The sequence below is a fragment of the Pacificibacter sp. genome (genome assembly GCF_039769035.1).
In the GTDB taxonomy this organism is placed as follows: domain Bacteria; phylum Pseudomonadota; class Alphaproteobacteria; order Rhodobacterales; family Rhodobacteraceae; genus Celeribacter.
Genome location: NZ_JBDMZG010000138.1, coordinates 1 through 14,156, shown reverse-complemented (window position 1 = coordinate 14,156; position 14,156 = coordinate 1). Strand labels below are relative to the sequence as shown.

Here is a 14,156-nt window from a genome sequence, read left to right as displayed (position 1 = left end):
GTACGAAGAGACAGATCATAGCTGGTAAGATGTTGATTTCTCCACCTCAGCAAACGTCTGCTTGCCCAACGAAGTTGACATTTAAGCTTTGCGCAGCCTTGGTAGTAATGGGAAATTACCGTTATCTTGCGAGCCAACCGCCGTCCACATTCAGTACTGCCCCGTGAATGTAGTCAGCCGCTTTCGACGACAAGAACACTGCAGTACCTGCAATATCCGTGGCGTTCCCCCAACGACCTGCGGGAATACGGGATAAAATCTCCTTAGATCTTACCGGATCTTCCCGGAGGGCTGTCGTGTTGTCGGTCGCGATGTAGCCGGGGGCGATGGCGTTGACGTTGATGCCTTGGGCGGCCCATTCATTGGCGAGGATCTTGGTTAGTCCGGCAACACCATGTTTTGATGCGGTGTAGGAAGGGACGCGGATCCCGCCCTGAAACGAAAGTAGTGATGCGATATTCACCACTTTTGCGTGGCTTTCTTTCCCGAGCGCTTGCTTTGCAAAAGCTTGTGTCGTGAAGAACAGAGCCTTCAGATTTACGTCCATCACAGCGTCCCAGTCTGCTTCAGAGAAGTCCACAGAATCCTCGCGACGGATGATCCCTGCGTTGTTCACCAAAATATCCAGTGGACCGGCTTCGTTAACGAGGGCCTTTCCCGCCATAGGGTCAGCGAAATCAGCCACCGCTTGTTCTGCGGTCCCTTGCGTATCAGCGATTGCGGCAAGCGTTGCATCGCAGTTTCGGCGACCGGCGCAGATTACATGTGCCCCTGCTTTGGCCATTTCGACCGCGATTGCTTGACCAATTCCGGCATTGGCGCCTGTCACCAAGACGCGGCGTCCCGTCAGATCAAAGAGGCTCATCGCAGATCCTCCATGGCAACGGGTTCAACGTCCTTGTAGTCGACATTATCACCAGCCATTGCCCAACAGAACGTATAGCTGCCCGTCCCTGCGCCACAGTGGATCGACCAGGGCGGCGAGACGACAGCTTCTTCGTTCTTCATCACGATGTGACGGGTTTCCTGGGGTTCGCCCATGAAATGGAACACTCGGTTATCCTCGGCCAGATCGAAGTAGAGATAGGCTTCCATCCGGCGATCGTGCAAATGCGCGGGCATTGTGTTCCATACGGACCCTCCGTGGAACATTGTGTATCCCATCACCAACTGACAGCTTTCCATCACCTCGGGGTGAACAAACATGTAGATGGTGCGCTCGTTTGCGGTTTCTGCAGAGCCAAGGCTCAGGCTCGCGGCATCACTCAGAGAAACCAGTTTGTTTGGCAGCGTGCGATGCGCGGGTGTTGAGACGATGTAGAAACGTCCTTGACCTGAGAAGGTGACAGTGCCAGCGCCCATCCCAAGATAAAGGATATCGCCACGCCCCAACTCGTGGGTCTCGTCCCCGCAGGTCACGGCGGCGGGTTCACCGATGTTGAGAATGCCCATTTCCCGGCGATCAAGGATGCTAGGCGTTCCGGCTTCTTTGACGTGATCCAATGTCAGGTCGTTTCCATTGGGAACCGCCGCACCAACGATCATACGATCGTAATGGGTGTAGGTCAGGTTGATTTGCCCAGACAGAAACAGATCAGCAACATGAAAGGCGTCCCGCAGCTGGGATGTATCCATGTCCTTGGTTGTTTCGGAGTTTACGGCATAAACGGTTCGTACATTTAGCATTTCTAGGGTTCCTTAAAGAAAATCGTCGCGGCGTGGGGTGAAGCAATCGACCAGTTGGCCGGGTTCGAGGCAGATGCATCCGTGGATGGCATTTGAGGGGATTACGAAGCTGTCGCCGGCGCCGACTTCGGTCTCGAAACCAGCGACGGTGAATTTAAAGCGCCCGGATTTCACATAGGTAGACTGTACGTGCGGGTGATTGTGCAGAGCTCCTTCGGCCCCTTTGGCCTCAAAGGAAAACTGGACCACCATCAAATCCGGATGATCGGCCAGCACTTGTCTGGTCACGCCTTCGCCCGATGGCACAGTTGGAAATTCACTCACTCTGCGGCTCCTTGCTGTTTTTGGGAATGACGACCCGAAAGCTGTTTTCCTCGGCGTCTGTAAAATACAGCCCGCAGTCAAAGCCCTGGTCGTCTATGAAGTTGAAGATGCGCGTTTCCTGCCCGATCCGGTATGGAACAAGCAGGGTCGCAATCCGGTGCGTTTTTCTCTTGGGGAACCGTGCTGTCAGGTGTGACGACACTGGCAAGCCGTCGTATTCGGATGGATCAACATCCGCGAAAGCTTGCGATTGCTCAAGCGTGGGTGCGCCAGCCGAAGACCAAATGATATCTCCATAAAAGCCCGCTTTCTTGCCGGTATACCGGAACGAAGATGAACCTAAAGAAAACGGGCCATTGGCATGCAAAAGCCAATCAACAGTCACCGGTTCGTCCGCGTCAACGCGGTCTACGACGACAAAAAACTTCTCTTGTATGAAGTAGCAGTCCCGTTCGACCCGGCGGATTACGGGATTTACTTGTTTGTAGGCCTCGGTCGCCTCTGCTTTGATGAGAATATGATCACTGTGCTGCTCAGCAGCGGTGATACGCCCGGCCGCTTTGATGGCCTTAGCCTTGTCGCTTCCTGCGTACTGACCGTTTCCATCGATCAGTAGCGCGTTTTTTGATCTCGTTTGCTTGCGCCAGTTCAGGTGCATGGTTGAATTAAAGGCGACGTAGTGCCCGGACTGGATCGCAAGGTCCTCACCGAAAGCGGAGAGACAAAAGGCGTTCTGATCGGCGTGGGAATGGCTGATAGAACCGAAAGGGCTCGATTTCATCACAAAGTGGATGTGTTCGTCGAGCCGATCCAAGTTGTGCTGAATGGCTGCCCAACCAATGCCCCTAAACCAGCGTAGAGTGTCGATTTCCTTTGGCTCAGCAGATACGACCGAAGGAAAGTCGTGCTCTAGGACCATGTTGTCGAACTCAAGATCCCACCAACCGTAGTTGTAGAATTCGCCCGCAGTACCAAGGTCTCGCTTTTGGACCTGCTGGGCATACCATTCATATGTTCCGTTGCCGGTGACACGTGCGAACTGAGACATCAGTTGCCCCATCTTCAAACACACAGGGGATCCCTGAACTGCATCGTCGCCAAAGGTAGCGCGGAGCGTGTCAGGAGGTTTGGTGTAAAGCGGAAAGTCCCCCGTGTTTTGAAAGAACGGTCTTTGGTAAAGATCGATGGCACAGTAGTTGCGAAGCAAGTTGGCCGCGTCTGCCAAATAGGCCATTCCGGTCATCCAGTAGTGGGTTCCTTCAGCCCAACCACCTTGTTCATCGCCCCAGGGCGAATAAACCGTTGCCAAAAAATCGATTGCGTAGTTCAGCCAATCCGCGGCCTCGGGGACGTCATGGGCCAATGCGATGGCGCATGGCACCAGCACTGCGGACACGGCACGAACGGCGTGGCTATCGTATGGGAATAGGTGGATCTTGGCATTGTCCGTAATGTGGCTGAAAACCTGGCGCGTGCGGGATACAAGGGCGTCTCGGACTGCGCCGCGCTCTGAAACGGATAAATCGTGGTAAAGCCAATCGTATCCCCAAGCAAGGGCCGTCGCGATGCGAAATGCCCATTCATCTGAATAGGTCCGCGAGGTCGGTCCATCCGGGTCCCAGGTGACCGCTTCCAATAGCCATGCTTTGGCAGAGGACTTAAGTTCGGGATCGTTCAGAAGCTCTCCCGCAACAGACATGTGCCGGATTGAATAAACAAGTTCCTGACACGCGATGTAAGTGCTGCGCCAGACCTCAGCAGTGCGAGTACCGCCGGGATAGGGTGCCGGTTCGGTCATAGGGCAGCGATCACGCCACGGGTTCACAGAGAGTTCAAGAAACTGGTCAAACCCGTAAGATTTTGGGTCCGTTTTTATTGCACCGCGAAACGCTGCGACTTTTTCAGGATTAAGCCAAAGTCTTGGGTGGGCTACGGACCATGTTTCAAGCCGTGTTGCAGAACAGCGCACAGGGGTTTCCGGCAATCCATCGGTGATCTGGAACTCTCGAACGGTGCTCCAATCCGAGACCCGTTTCGCCGCATCCGCATCCCATTCAGCATATGCCCAGTACCACGTCCCGGAGTCGAATTTCCGATCTGGTGTCAGAAAATTCCAAGGCAGACTTGAATAGTCAAAGGTGTTAACGCCGCCAAGGTCTCGAGCGTCTGAAATTCGCATGACATAGCGTGCGTTGCTGTCAAGGACGGGCAACCATGTGAATCGAGGCGGGTTCTCGGAAACGATCTGTCCATTTTCGGGAGCGTATCGGATGTTCAACCGTCCCCCGATTGGTTCTTCGACATTGCGTGCTATCGGTCTGCCCTGGCAGAGCTTGCGACTAACCCGATCCCTTTTTGTCTTTTCCATCGCGTGTGCTCATTTTTTGGCGTTAGGCGCTCACCCTATCAGCGATAAGAATCGAGCTACACAAACTAGCATACCAATTTGTTATCTTGTATGCTACTTTGAAATCAAGTCTGGAACCAATGCCTGGAAAGAAATGACCCTGCGCTTGGTGGACCCTTGACTACGTTGAAAACAAGTACAATCTGGCACACAAGATTGCCGTAGGCGGTATGAATTAGGGAATGGCGACAGCTATGGAGACACCAACACTTCGGCCGGTAGGAACACTACTGCAGCGATCGAATCTTTCCGAGGACCAAAACCTGGTGGAACAGATTCACGAGCTGATCCGTCACTTGATCGTGACCGTTCAGCTTCTGCCGCTTCAACGCGTCTCAGAGAGTGAAATTTCAGAGGCTCTCGGGGCGTCCCGCACACCTGTCCGAGAGGCGATGATACGCCTGACCAACGATGGTTTGGTCAAGGTGGTTCCCAAGAGTGGGACTTATGTCACACCGATCAATATCGACCGATATTTTGAAGCGGCCTACATGCGGATTTTGGTGGAAGTTGGGGTCGCGGGACGGGCGGCGCGCCGCTGGAACGCAGAATACGAAGCGAGTGGGGTTTTATCAAAACCCTTCTCGGCGCTGGAAGAGGCACTGGCGAACAAAGATTACTTCAATTTTGCTCGGTCTGACGAGGAATTCCATTTCAACATGTTCGGTGTCGCTGGAGTGCCTGGGCTATGGAATTCCATCAAACACGGTCAACCTGATCTTTCACGCGTTCGACATCTCAAGCGTGTTTTCAAAATCCGCAGGAGCGAGCGGGTGGTGGATGAGCATCGCGCAATTGCAGAGGCTATCTATGCACGTTCCGAGGAGGGTGCTGAAAAGGCCATGCAAGCGCATTTGGGAACGTATGAAGACGAAGCCAAGAAGTTGTCAGAGAGTCCGATGCTTGTTGACTACATCACCAAGATCAACGAACCCAGTGAACGCAATGCCCGGACATTTGCTGCAAACGCGGAGTTCGCGCGCGAGATGAAAGAGCACCTGGCTTTCACGTTTTAGTCTTTACTTTAAGGAGCGCCCTTACCAGCGTGGTACTTTGCGCACGTAATCAGGCACGTATTTCAGCATCTCTTCCGTGTCGTTTCGATCGCTGACCATCGCTTGCTCATAAAGCGCGTTGAGGTCAGCCAGCGCCTCATGATCCAATTCAACTCCAAGTCCCGGTCCCTCGGGAACGCGCAATTTGCCATCCTTGAACGCCCGGCGGCCGCCCTTGATGATTTCCTTTGTGGACCAAGGATAATGGGTATCGCAATCATAGGCCAAACGCGGTGACGCCGCCGCGACATGGCACATGGCGGCAAGTGAGATGCCCAGATGAGAATTGGAATGCATCGACAAGCCAAGATTTGCGGCCCTGCACGTTTTGCTGAGGCTCACGGCTCCCGTGGCGCCGCACCAATAGTGATGATCGCCCAAGATGATCTGAGCGGCGTCTTTTGTGACCGCCTCGAAAACCTGTTCCAATTCCACAACGACAAGATTGGTGGCGAGCGGGATATCGATTAGTTTTGAAAGCTCGGCCATGGCGTCCATGCCGCGACATGGATCTTCGAGGTATTCAAGAATACCGCCCAATTCGTCGACCACGCGTTTTGCAGTTGGAACGGTCCATGCGCCCATTGGGTCGATGCGCAGATTGTGATGTGGGAAAACCTCGCGCAGTTTTTTAAGCGTTTCGATTTCCAAATCAGGTTCAAGGACCCCGCCTTTCAATTTAAGAGATTTGAATCCGTGTTCCGCGACAAACACGCGGGCCTGATCGACCAACGCATCGGGGGTCATGACCTCGCCGAATATGTCAGGGCCGAATGTCAGGTCTTGTTTGGCGAATTTGTAAAACAGATAGCCGCCAAAATTCACTTCTTCGCGGACAGCGCCGCCTAACAGATCGCAAACCCGCCGATCAGTCTTTTTGCCGATGATATCGAGGCAGGGGATTTCGAATGCGCTATAGACCACGTCCGTCAATTTGTGATCGGTCAGCATGGTGGGTGCGTTGATGCCGCCACCTTCGGGGAGGGCGGCATTAACCCGCTGCCGCAGGTCGTGCAGGTGAAGCGGATCAAGCCCAATAAGGGTCGGCGCGACCTTGTTCAGCCCGATCAAAGTGCGTTCGGCCCCGTAGGATTCCCCCAACCCGATCAACCCGCATTCGGTACGAATTTCGATCACTGACCGCAGGAAGACCGCTTGCTGAACGCCCTTTGTGTTCACCAGTGGTGTGTCGGGGATGGCAATCGGGGTCACGGTTACATTGGCTATTTTCAAGGGGTTGGACTCCGAGTTTGAGCATTTCAATACGGCCAGATTCGCCGCTTCAAATTCAAACTAGCATGTAAGATATCAAATTGATATACAAGTTTGTAGCGAGGCGATTCTTATCACTTTCAGAAACTCGCCTCAGTTTCGGGCCTCCTAATGTTGGTCCAGCTAAAAAGGAAAAATGGAATGTCCGGCGTCAAACTGCAGAAGATCGTCAAAGCTTATGGGGCGGTACAAGTCGTTCACGGGATCGATCTTGATGTGCAGGAAAATGAGTTCGTTGTTTTGGTTGGTCCCTCTGGCTGTGGGAAATCGACGACACTGCGAATGATTGCCGGTCTGGAGGAGATCAGCGCTGGGGCTCTTCACATCGATGGAAGGTTGATGAACCGCGTCGCGCCCAAAGACCGAGACGTCGCCATGGTGTTTCAGAACTATGCCCTCTACCCGCATCTGAACGTCGCAGAGAACATCGCGTTCGGCTTGAAAATTAGGAAAGTCAGCAAACCTGAAATCGAAAAATCCGTCGAAGAAGTTGGCCATATTTTGGGGCTGACAGAGTATTTGGATCGCCGCCCAGCCGACCTTTCAGGTGGGCAACGCCAACGGGTTGCCATGGGGCGCGCGATTGTACGTCGTCCGAAGGTGTTTCTGTTTGACGAACCGCTTTCAAATCTCGATGCCAAGCTGCGTACCCAAATGCGGGCCGAGATCAAGCGGTTGCACAATCGGTTAGGCGTGACGTCCATTTACGTCACTCACGATCAGGTTGAAGCCATGACGCTAGCGGATCGTATCGTTGTCATGAGTGACGGCAACATCGAACAAGTCGGCACGCCGATGGACTTGTTCCTTAATCCCAAAAGCGTCTTTGTCGCCAGCTTCCTGGGGGCGCCGCCCATGAACATGATCAAGGCCACCGTCGCAGAAGGTGACACCGGTCCGGTTGCGGTTTTCGAAGGGCAAAAAATCAAACTGGCCCCTCTTGAAGCGCTGCGAAACCAAATCGGCAAGAGTGTTACCGTTGGCATACGGCCTGAGTTTGCCGAGATCGCAGGTGAAGGAACTGCAGACCGCATCCACATCGGCATGGACTTAATTGAGACGCTGGGATCCGAGGCTTTGCTACACGCCACTTTGGGTGGTGAGCCATTTGTGATCCGCACCGAAACCCTTGGAAAACACAACGCATTGGGCGGGGTCAGCGGATTTACGATCCGCCCAGATCTCATTCGCGTCTTCGACGGAGAAACCGGTGAGGCATTGGTAGGTCAAGAGGTTGAAGCATGAGCGCGCCCAAGGATGACCTAAAACGCCCACGAGAGTTGAAGACTTTTGTCGTGCCAGGAGACGAACGCTCTCGCCTTGAGCGGATCACCGATCATCTGAAACGAGATTGGCAACTCTATCTGCTCTTGGCGCCCACGATCATTTGGCTTCTGCTGTTTCTGTATAAGCCAATGTACGGGCTTCAGATCGCATTCAAAGATTACAGCGTCTTTCGCGGTATTGCCGACAGCCCTTGGATCGGTTGGGACCATTTCGAGACGCTGTTTGGCAGCGAACAGTTCCTGCGCGCCCTGCGAAATACCATCTATATTTCGCTACTTAGTTTACTGTTCGGGTTTCCTGCGCCAATCATTCTCGCGTTGATGTTCAACGAAATCTACCAACAGTGGTTCAAGAAAACGGCACAGACAATTGTCTATCTGCCGCACTTCATCTCGTCGGTTATTATCGCAGGCATCGTAATCACCGCGTTTTCACCGTCTGCTGGTATCGTAAATACGGTCATCGGGTGGTTGGGTTTTGATCCGGTCTACTTCCTGACAAAGCCCGAATGGTTCCGCCCCATTTTCGTTGGAACCACGATTTGGCAAGAGGCCGGATTTCAATCGATTGTCTATCTCGCGGCGATCGCGGGCGTATCGCCGACACTGTACGAAAGCGCCGTCGTTGATGGCGCAAGTCGGTGGCAGATGATGTGGAAAATCACGCTGCCATCGATCATGACGACGATCATCATTATGTTGATCATTCGGATCGGCAACATGCTTGAAGTGTCTTTCGAGATGATCATCCTGCTCTATCAGCCCGCAACCTATGAAACGGCTGACGTCATCAACACTTACATCTACCGGCAAGGTATTCAGGGCGGTCAATACGACTTCGCTGCTGCTGCAGGTCTCTTCAACGCGGTGGTCGCCTTCGTCCTTGTGATGACGGCCAACACCCTCAGCAAGCGCTATTCACGCACATCTTTGTGGTGAGGGGGATCAGACTATGAGCGACGCAGCACTCTATTCCCGTGGCGATCGGATATTCGTCTGGATCAATGTTTTCCTGATCGGTGCCTTTGCGATTTCGACCCTGTATCCGTTCATCTACATCGCTGCGCTGTCATTCAGTAGCGGGTTCGAGGCACGCGCCGGGAACGTGCTTCTTACACCAGTCGAATTCACAATCGCGGCTTATGAACGGGTGCTGTCCCAACCGCTATTCTGGTCCAGCTACGCCAATACGTTCATCTATACCATCGGCGGCACGTTGATGAGCCTCGCTTTCATCATTCCGGGGGCTTACGCGCTTTCACGGCCTCGGCTTTTTGGTCGGCGATTCTGGAACCTCATGGTCGCATTCACAATGTGGTTCCACGCCGGGATGATCCCGTTTTTCCTGAACATGAGGGACCTTGGTCTGCTCGACAGCTATTTCGGCATCATCATCGGCTTTGCCGTCAACGGCTTTAACGTCATCCTGTTGCGCAACTTTTTCGAAGGTGTTCCAAGCTCTTTTGAGGAAGCCGCCCGCATGGACGGCGCAAATGAACTCCAAATCCTTTGGAAGGTCTATGTACCGCTGGCCAAGCCAGCCATCGCGACGGTTGCGTTGTTCTGCATCGTGTCGCGCTGGAACGGCTTTTTCTGGGCGATGGTCCTGTTGCAGGACGAAAAGAAGATCCCGCTGCAAGTCTATCTGCGCAAGGTCATCGTTGTTCTGTCCGACGACGACGAATTCGCTAGCAGCCTTTTGACTGCAAGCTACTCGTTCGAGACCGTGAGTGCTGCGATCATCGTGTGCTCCATCATTCCGGTCCTGCTGATCTACCCGTTTCTACAAAAATACTTCAACAAAGGCATCCTTCTTGGAGGTGTCAAAGAATGAAGAAAACAAGAACGCAACTAGGAGGAACTCATGCGTAAACTCTCAATAATTTCGGCGCTGCTAATGGGCAGTGCGCTCTCGGCACCTGCCTTTGCAGATGACCACTTGCGGGTGGTTGATGAACCGCTCGAGCTCACTATCCACATGCACTGGCGTCGCGCCCAAAACTACAATGAAGACTACGCCACAGAACAAGCCGCCGCCAAAATGACGGGTGTGTCTTTGGTGGACGCAACCGTTGGCTCAAACACAACAGATACACGCGAAGCACATAACCTGCTGATTGCCTCTGGCGACATTCCAGACATTTTTGGCGGCCAGCACGTGCGCGAATTCGTAAACGAATATGGCCCCCAAGGCGCGTTCCAGCCGTTGAATGACTTGATTGCCGAACATGCGCCGAACATTCAAAACTATATCGATCAATACCCCGAGCGTTTTGCTGCGATCTCTGCGGCGGATGGCAACTTGTACTATATTCCTTACCTCCCCGATGGGTTCTTCGGTCGGGCCTATTTTATTCGACAGGATTGGTTGGACACCCTAGGGATGGAGCAACCGCAAAACGTCGATGAGCTTTATGACGTGCTGGTTGCGTTCCGCGACCAAGACCCCAACGGCAATGGCGAAAAGGACGAAGTGCCCTATTTTGCCCGCCACTGGGAGGAAATGATCCGGTTGGTCACGCTTTGGGACGGCCGGACAAGCGGTTCTGATACTTATCACGACTTCATGGTCGTAGATGGCCAGCTTACACACCCATACATTGGTGAGGGTTATCGCGACGGGATTGCAAACCTTGCCCAATGGTATACCGAAGGCCTGATAGACCCAGAAGTCTTCACGCGTGGGTCATCCGCGCGGGACTTCTTTCTGAGCGAGAACCTTGGCGGTGTGTCCCACGATTGGTTCGCTTCGACAGCTGGTTACAACGACAAGCTGCGCGACAGCATTGAAGGATTTGAATTCGTGCCCTTCATTCCCCCAGCATCGGTTTCCGGCGTTCGCATGGAAGAGCATCGCCGCATCCCTGTTAAGCCGGACGGGTGGGCCATGGGTCACACAAACGAAAACCCTGTCGAAACGATCAAGTATTTCGACTTCTGGTTCTCTGAAGAAGGCCGTCGTCTTGCCAACTTCGGAATCGAAGGGGTTCACTACAATCTGATAGACGGTGAAGCGATCTACACCGACGAGGTGTTGAATGCAGACCTTGCTGTCGTAAACCAAATGTACGAAGCGGGTGCGCAAATCTGGCGCGGGTTCCCACAGGACTATTCCTACGAATTGCAGTGGACCAATCCTATCGCTAAGGCTGGCATCGAACTCTATGGTCAAGGCGATTACCTTGTTCCGATTTTCCTGGGGGTGACCATGACGGAAGAAGAGCAAGCGGTATATGATCGCCACTGGCCACAGATCCGGACCTACATGCTCGAAAAGCAGCAGGCTTGGGTTCTCGGCTCAGGTGACGTGCAAGCCGACTGGGACGATTACATCGAAACCATCGACGGAATGGGTTTGGACAAAGTGCTTGAAGTCATGAACGCGGCATACGCCCGCCAGCAGGGCTAGGCCCGGCCAATGCAAGCCTGTGCGGCGGCGAGATCCGCCACACAGGGACTTCTTTTCCCCAACCTCCCTACAACAAACATAGTGATATCATGACAAACCCACCCCAAACGGCCGCCTTCTATCGCGGTGAAAAGAGTTTTTCTGTTGAACAGCTTGCCCCGATCGCACCTGCAGGGGGCGAGGTTTCTGTCAAGATTGCCTATTGTGGGATCTGCGGAACAGACATGCATGTCTTTCACGGAAATATGGATGCGCGCGTCGGTCACGAGCGGATCATCGGCCACGAGATGTCAGGCGTTGTGCATGCATTGGGCGAAGGCGTTGATGGCCCGTCAATCGGCACCAAGGTCGTGGTGCGTCCGCTTCAGGCTTGCGGAGATTGTCCCGCTTGCAATGACGGGCACGCCCATATCTGCCACAATCTTAAGTTCCTGGGGCTGGATACCGATGGTGCGATGCAAGACGTCTGGAATGTGCCTGCACACACGTTGCACGTGCTGCCCGATGACCTTCCCCTTGACCACGCCGCCCTGATCGAGCCCGTCGCGGTCGCCTGCCATGACGTACGTCTTTCCGAATTGAAACCGGGCGAAAACGTTGTCGTCATAGGGGGGGGGCCTATCGGAATTCTCGTCGCTATGATCGCAAGAAAAGCGGGCGGCACTGTCGTGATCTCCGAGGTCAATGAACATCGCATTGCTGTGGCATCAAAGCTGGGATTTGAAACCATCAACCCGGCGCAGTCTGATCTGGAGAATGCAGTTAGCACCCTGACAGGCGGAAAGGGTGCCGAAGTTGTCTTTGAAGTCTCCGGAACGCAGCCCGGTGTGGACGCCATGACACAAGTCGCCGCTACGCGTGCGCGGATCGTCATGGTCGCGATCCACGCACAAAATCCGCAGATTGATTTGTTCCAATTCTTCTGGCGCGAATTGACACTGATCGGCGCGCGTGTCTATGAACCCGAAGATTACGAAAAGGCAATCGAGGCAGTCGCGTCTGGCGCTATTGACTGTGAAACAGTGATAACGGACATCACGCCGCTGGCGAAAATCCAGTCAGCTTTTGAATCCTTGGATCGCAGCCCAACGGCACTGAAAAGCCTTATCAAGGTATCCGGCGATGCCTAAGCTGCTCTGCATAGGTGAGGTCATGGCCGAAATCCGGCTGGGCCACGATGGCAAGCAGTCGCTGAGCTATGCGGGAGACACGTTCAACACTGCGGTCTATTGCGCGCGCGCTTTAGGAGACGCTTCCGACGTTTCTTATCTTTCGCGGGTCGGTCGCGACGCGCTTTCAGACGGCTTTCTGGATGCAGCAAAACAGCATGGCTTGGACCTGTCGCATGTCGAAAAGGATCGCGACAAAAACATAGGCATCTATGCCATTTCGACCGACAAACAAGGAGAACGCCACTTCGACTATTGGCGGGAAAACTCGGCTGCGCGCCAACTTTTCTCGGCGGATTCAAACTGTTTAGAGTTGCCAGATGCTGAGGTCATCTACTTTTCCGGAATCACGTTGGCGATCATGTCTCCGGACGCGAGGGACAGATTTCTTGATGCCGCGCAGGAAAAGTCGCTTTCCGGTCAAGTTAGTATAGCTTTTGATTCCAATTACCGCCCGAAACTTTGGGAAAACAAGACTGTGGCGCAGAACAGGATTGCACGTGCATGGGAGATCGCGGACATCGCCCTGCCGTCGATCGACGATGAGATGCTCTTGTTTGACGAGGCCGACGAACAGGATGTGGTGGATCGGTTTCAAGCAAAACAATGGCGCGGTTGCGCCATCAAACGCGGGTCACGCGGTCCGATTGCTCCTCATCTTTCGATTGAACATCACCCAAAGTTTGTCGTGAATAGTTCAGTTGTCGACACAACTGCTGCTGGTGACAGCTTCAACGGCGGTTTTCTGGCGGCGCTGATACGCGGGTCGGATATTGAGGACTGTCTGACCGCAGGCCATCAGATCGCAAGCCAGGTTGTGGCGCACACTGGCGCAATTATCGCAAGATAACTGACTGGAAAACAGTCCAAAGCTTAGGTTGTCTCGGTGCTCCGACTGGTTGAAGAAAAGTATTTGGGGACGCCAGGAACGCCACTTTATTTCAGGAGCACTTCGATTGCCGGAATGAATAACATTCCTAATTCGCAGTCGCGGACGGAACGAATGCATGTCTGAATACACAGTGGCGGGAACTCAAAAATCGACTCAAATTGAAACGAGTTTTGGATGTCTGTTTTGGCCAGACGACTGAGCCGCGTTGCAAAAACAGCGAGGGTCAGGCTGCCACGCTTGTATTTTTTTGCTGCTGCGAAGCGTGCAAAGAGGAAGTTGAGCACTTGAAATTCCACGGCTAGTTTGTTGCTCGACCTGGGTGTTGGAAAGATCAACTAGGCTACGCGAAGTCTAAATGACCGTTTTTCTCGCCGGGCTGCGGTGCAGATAACAACACTCTTGCTTCAAAACCTTCGCTGCGCGCGCTCGCAGCAAGAAAATCCAATTCACAGGTAGGGCTCGAAGCTGCCATTCGCTCTGCCTAACGTGAATGTCCTCTCTGTGCGGAAAGCCAGCACTCTCATCATTTGTGTCACCAAACCATGTTCACCCAAAACTTCGCCAACACAGTGTTCGCAACACAGCACTAGCCAACACTGTGTTCAACACCGTGATTCAGCGCCTAAAATAGTCAGCAACACGGCAAAAAGTGTGTT

General features: G+C 53.5%; 13 protein-coding genes. 7 read left to right on the top strand and 6 right to left on the bottom strand.

The window, feature by feature from the left end:
• Positions 1–121: 121 nt before the first annotated feature.
• The 4 genes from kduD to ABF287_RS11860 are packed head-to-tail and all read right to left on the bottom strand — an operon-like array spanning position 122 to position 4,288.
• On the bottom strand, positions 122–865 hold the full coding sequence (gene kduD / locus ABF287_RS11875; protein WP_347185216.1) for a 2-dehydro-3-deoxy-D-gluconate 5-dehydrogenase KduD: 744 nt from the start codon (positions 863–865) through the stop codon (positions 122–124).
• Positions 862–1,686 carry a 5-dehydro-4-deoxy-D-glucuronate isomerase gene (kduI, locus tag ABF287_RS11870; RefSeq protein WP_347185215.1) on the bottom strand — a complete coding sequence of 275 codons (825 nt, stop codon included), beginning with the start codon at positions 1,684–1,686 and terminating at the stop codon, positions 862–864. Before kduI ends, kduD begins: the two co-directional genes overlap by 4 nt.
• Positions 1,687–1,698: 12 nt before the next feature.
• Positions 1,699–2,010 (bottom strand): cupin domain-containing protein, encoded by a 312-nt coding sequence (locus tag ABF287_RS11865; protein WP_347185214.1) that lies wholly within the window; start codon positions 2,008–2,010, stop codon positions 1,699–1,701.
• A complete protein-coding gene (locus tag ABF287_RS11860) occupies positions 2,003–4,288 on the bottom strand; it encodes a DUF4962 domain-containing protein (protein ID WP_347185213.1) in 2,286 nt (761 codons plus the stop codon). The genes ABF287_RS11865 and ABF287_RS11860 overlap by 8 nt, the downstream gene beginning before the upstream one ends.
• 323 nt (positions 4,289–4,611) lie before the next feature.
• Between ABF287_RS11860 and ABF287_RS11855 the strand changes: the two genes are divergently transcribed.
• Complete coding sequence (locus ABF287_RS11855) at positions 4,612–5,433, top strand: GntR family transcriptional regulator (protein ID WP_347185212.1); 822 nt, start codon at positions 4,612–4,614, stop codon at positions 5,431–5,433.
• A 21-nt stretch (positions 5,434–5,454) separates the two neighbouring features.
• Here ABF287_RS11855 and ABF287_RS11850 read toward each other — a convergent pair whose 3' ends face one another.
• Positions 5,455–6,705 (bottom strand): enolase C-terminal domain-like protein, encoded by a 1,251-nt coding sequence (locus ABF287_RS11850; protein WP_347185211.1) that lies wholly within the window; start codon positions 6,703–6,705, stop codon positions 5,455–5,457.
• 180 nt (positions 6,706–6,885) lie between these two features.
• Between ABF287_RS11850 and ugpC the strand changes: the two genes are divergently transcribed.
• The 6 genes from ugpC to ABF287_RS11820 all read left to right on the top strand — a co-directional run bounded on the left by ugpC (position 6,886) and on the right by ABF287_RS11820 (position 13,458).
• Positions 6,886–7,989: a sn-glycerol-3-phosphate ABC transporter ATP-binding protein UgpC gene (gene ugpC / locus ABF287_RS11845; protein WP_347185210.1), complete on the top strand. Its 1,104-nt coding sequence runs from the start codon at positions 6,886–6,888 to the stop codon at positions 7,987–7,989.
• Positions 7,986–8,969: an ABC transporter permease subunit gene (locus tag ABF287_RS11840; RefSeq protein ID WP_347185209.1), complete on the top strand. Its 984-nt coding sequence runs from the start codon at positions 7,986–7,988 to the stop codon at positions 8,967–8,969. Before ugpC ends, ABF287_RS11840 begins: the two co-directional genes overlap by 4 nt.
• A gap of 13 nt (positions 8,970–8,982) precedes the next feature.
• Positions 8,983–9,864 (top strand): carbohydrate ABC transporter permease, encoded by an 882-nt coding sequence (locus tag ABF287_RS11835; RefSeq protein ID WP_347185208.1) that lies wholly within the window; start codon positions 8,983–8,985, stop codon positions 9,862–9,864.
• 30 nt (positions 9,865–9,894) lie between these two features.
• Entirely contained in the window at positions 9,895–11,439 is a 1,545-nt protein-coding gene (locus ABF287_RS11830; protein WP_347185207.1) for an extracellular solute-binding protein, read from the top strand.
• An 89-nt stretch (positions 11,440–11,528) separates the two neighbouring features.
• Positions 11,529–12,569, top strand: a complete 1,041-nt coding sequence (locus ABF287_RS11825) for an alcohol dehydrogenase catalytic domain-containing protein (protein WP_347185206.1) — start codon at positions 11,529–11,531, stop codon at positions 12,567–12,569.
• A gap of 22 nt (positions 12,570–12,591) precedes the next feature.
• On the top strand, positions 12,592–13,458 hold the full coding sequence (locus ABF287_RS11820) for a sugar kinase (RefSeq protein ID WP_347185205.1): 867 nt from the start codon (positions 12,592–12,594) through the stop codon (positions 13,456–13,458).
• A gap of 86 nt (positions 13,459–13,544) precedes the next feature.
• Here ABF287_RS11820 and ABF287_RS11815 read toward each other — a convergent pair whose 3' ends face one another.
• Positions 13,545–13,784 carry a hypothetical protein gene (locus ABF287_RS11815; RefSeq protein ID WP_347185204.1) on the bottom strand — a complete coding sequence of 80 codons (240 nt, stop codon included), beginning with the start codon at positions 13,782–13,784 and terminating at the stop codon, positions 13,545–13,547.
• Positions 13,785–14,156: the final 372 nt, after the last annotated feature.

Bases quoted from the DNA above. Each gene is read 5' to 3' on its own strand.
- ABF287_RS11830 (WP_347185207.1), top strand. From the start codon at position 9,895: ATGCGTAAACTCTCAATAATTTCGGCGCTGCTAATGGGCAGTGCGCTC.
- ABF287_RS11820 (WP_347185205.1), top strand. From the start codon at position 12,592: ATGGCCGAAATCCGGCTGGGCCACGATGGCAAGCAGTCGCTGAGCTAT.
- ABF287_RS11855 (WP_347185212.1), top strand. From the start codon at position 4,612: ATGGAGACACCAACACTTCGGCCGGTAGGAACACTACTGCAGCGATCG.
- ABF287_RS11840 (WP_347185209.1), top strand. From the start codon at position 7,986: ATGAGCGCGCCCAAGGATGACCTAAAACGCCCACGAGAGTTGAAGACT.
- kduI (WP_347185215.1), bottom strand. From the start codon at position 1,686: ATGCTAAATGTACGAACCGTTTATGCCGTAAACTCCGAAACAACCAAG.
- ABF287_RS11825 (WP_347185206.1), top strand. From the start codon at position 11,529: ATGACAAACCCACCCCAAACGGCCGCCTTCTATCGCGGTGAAAAGAGT.
- ugpC (WP_347185210.1), top strand. From the start codon at position 6,886: ATGTCCGGCGTCAAACTGCAGAAGATCGTCAAAGCTTATGGGGCGGTA.
- ABF287_RS11835 (WP_347185208.1), top strand. From the start codon at position 8,983: ATGAGCGACGCAGCACTCTATTCCCGTGGCGATCGGATATTCGTCTGG.
- kduD (WP_347185216.1), bottom strand. From the start codon at position 865: ATGAGCCTCTTTGATCTGACGGGACGCCGCGTCTTGGTGACAGGCGCC.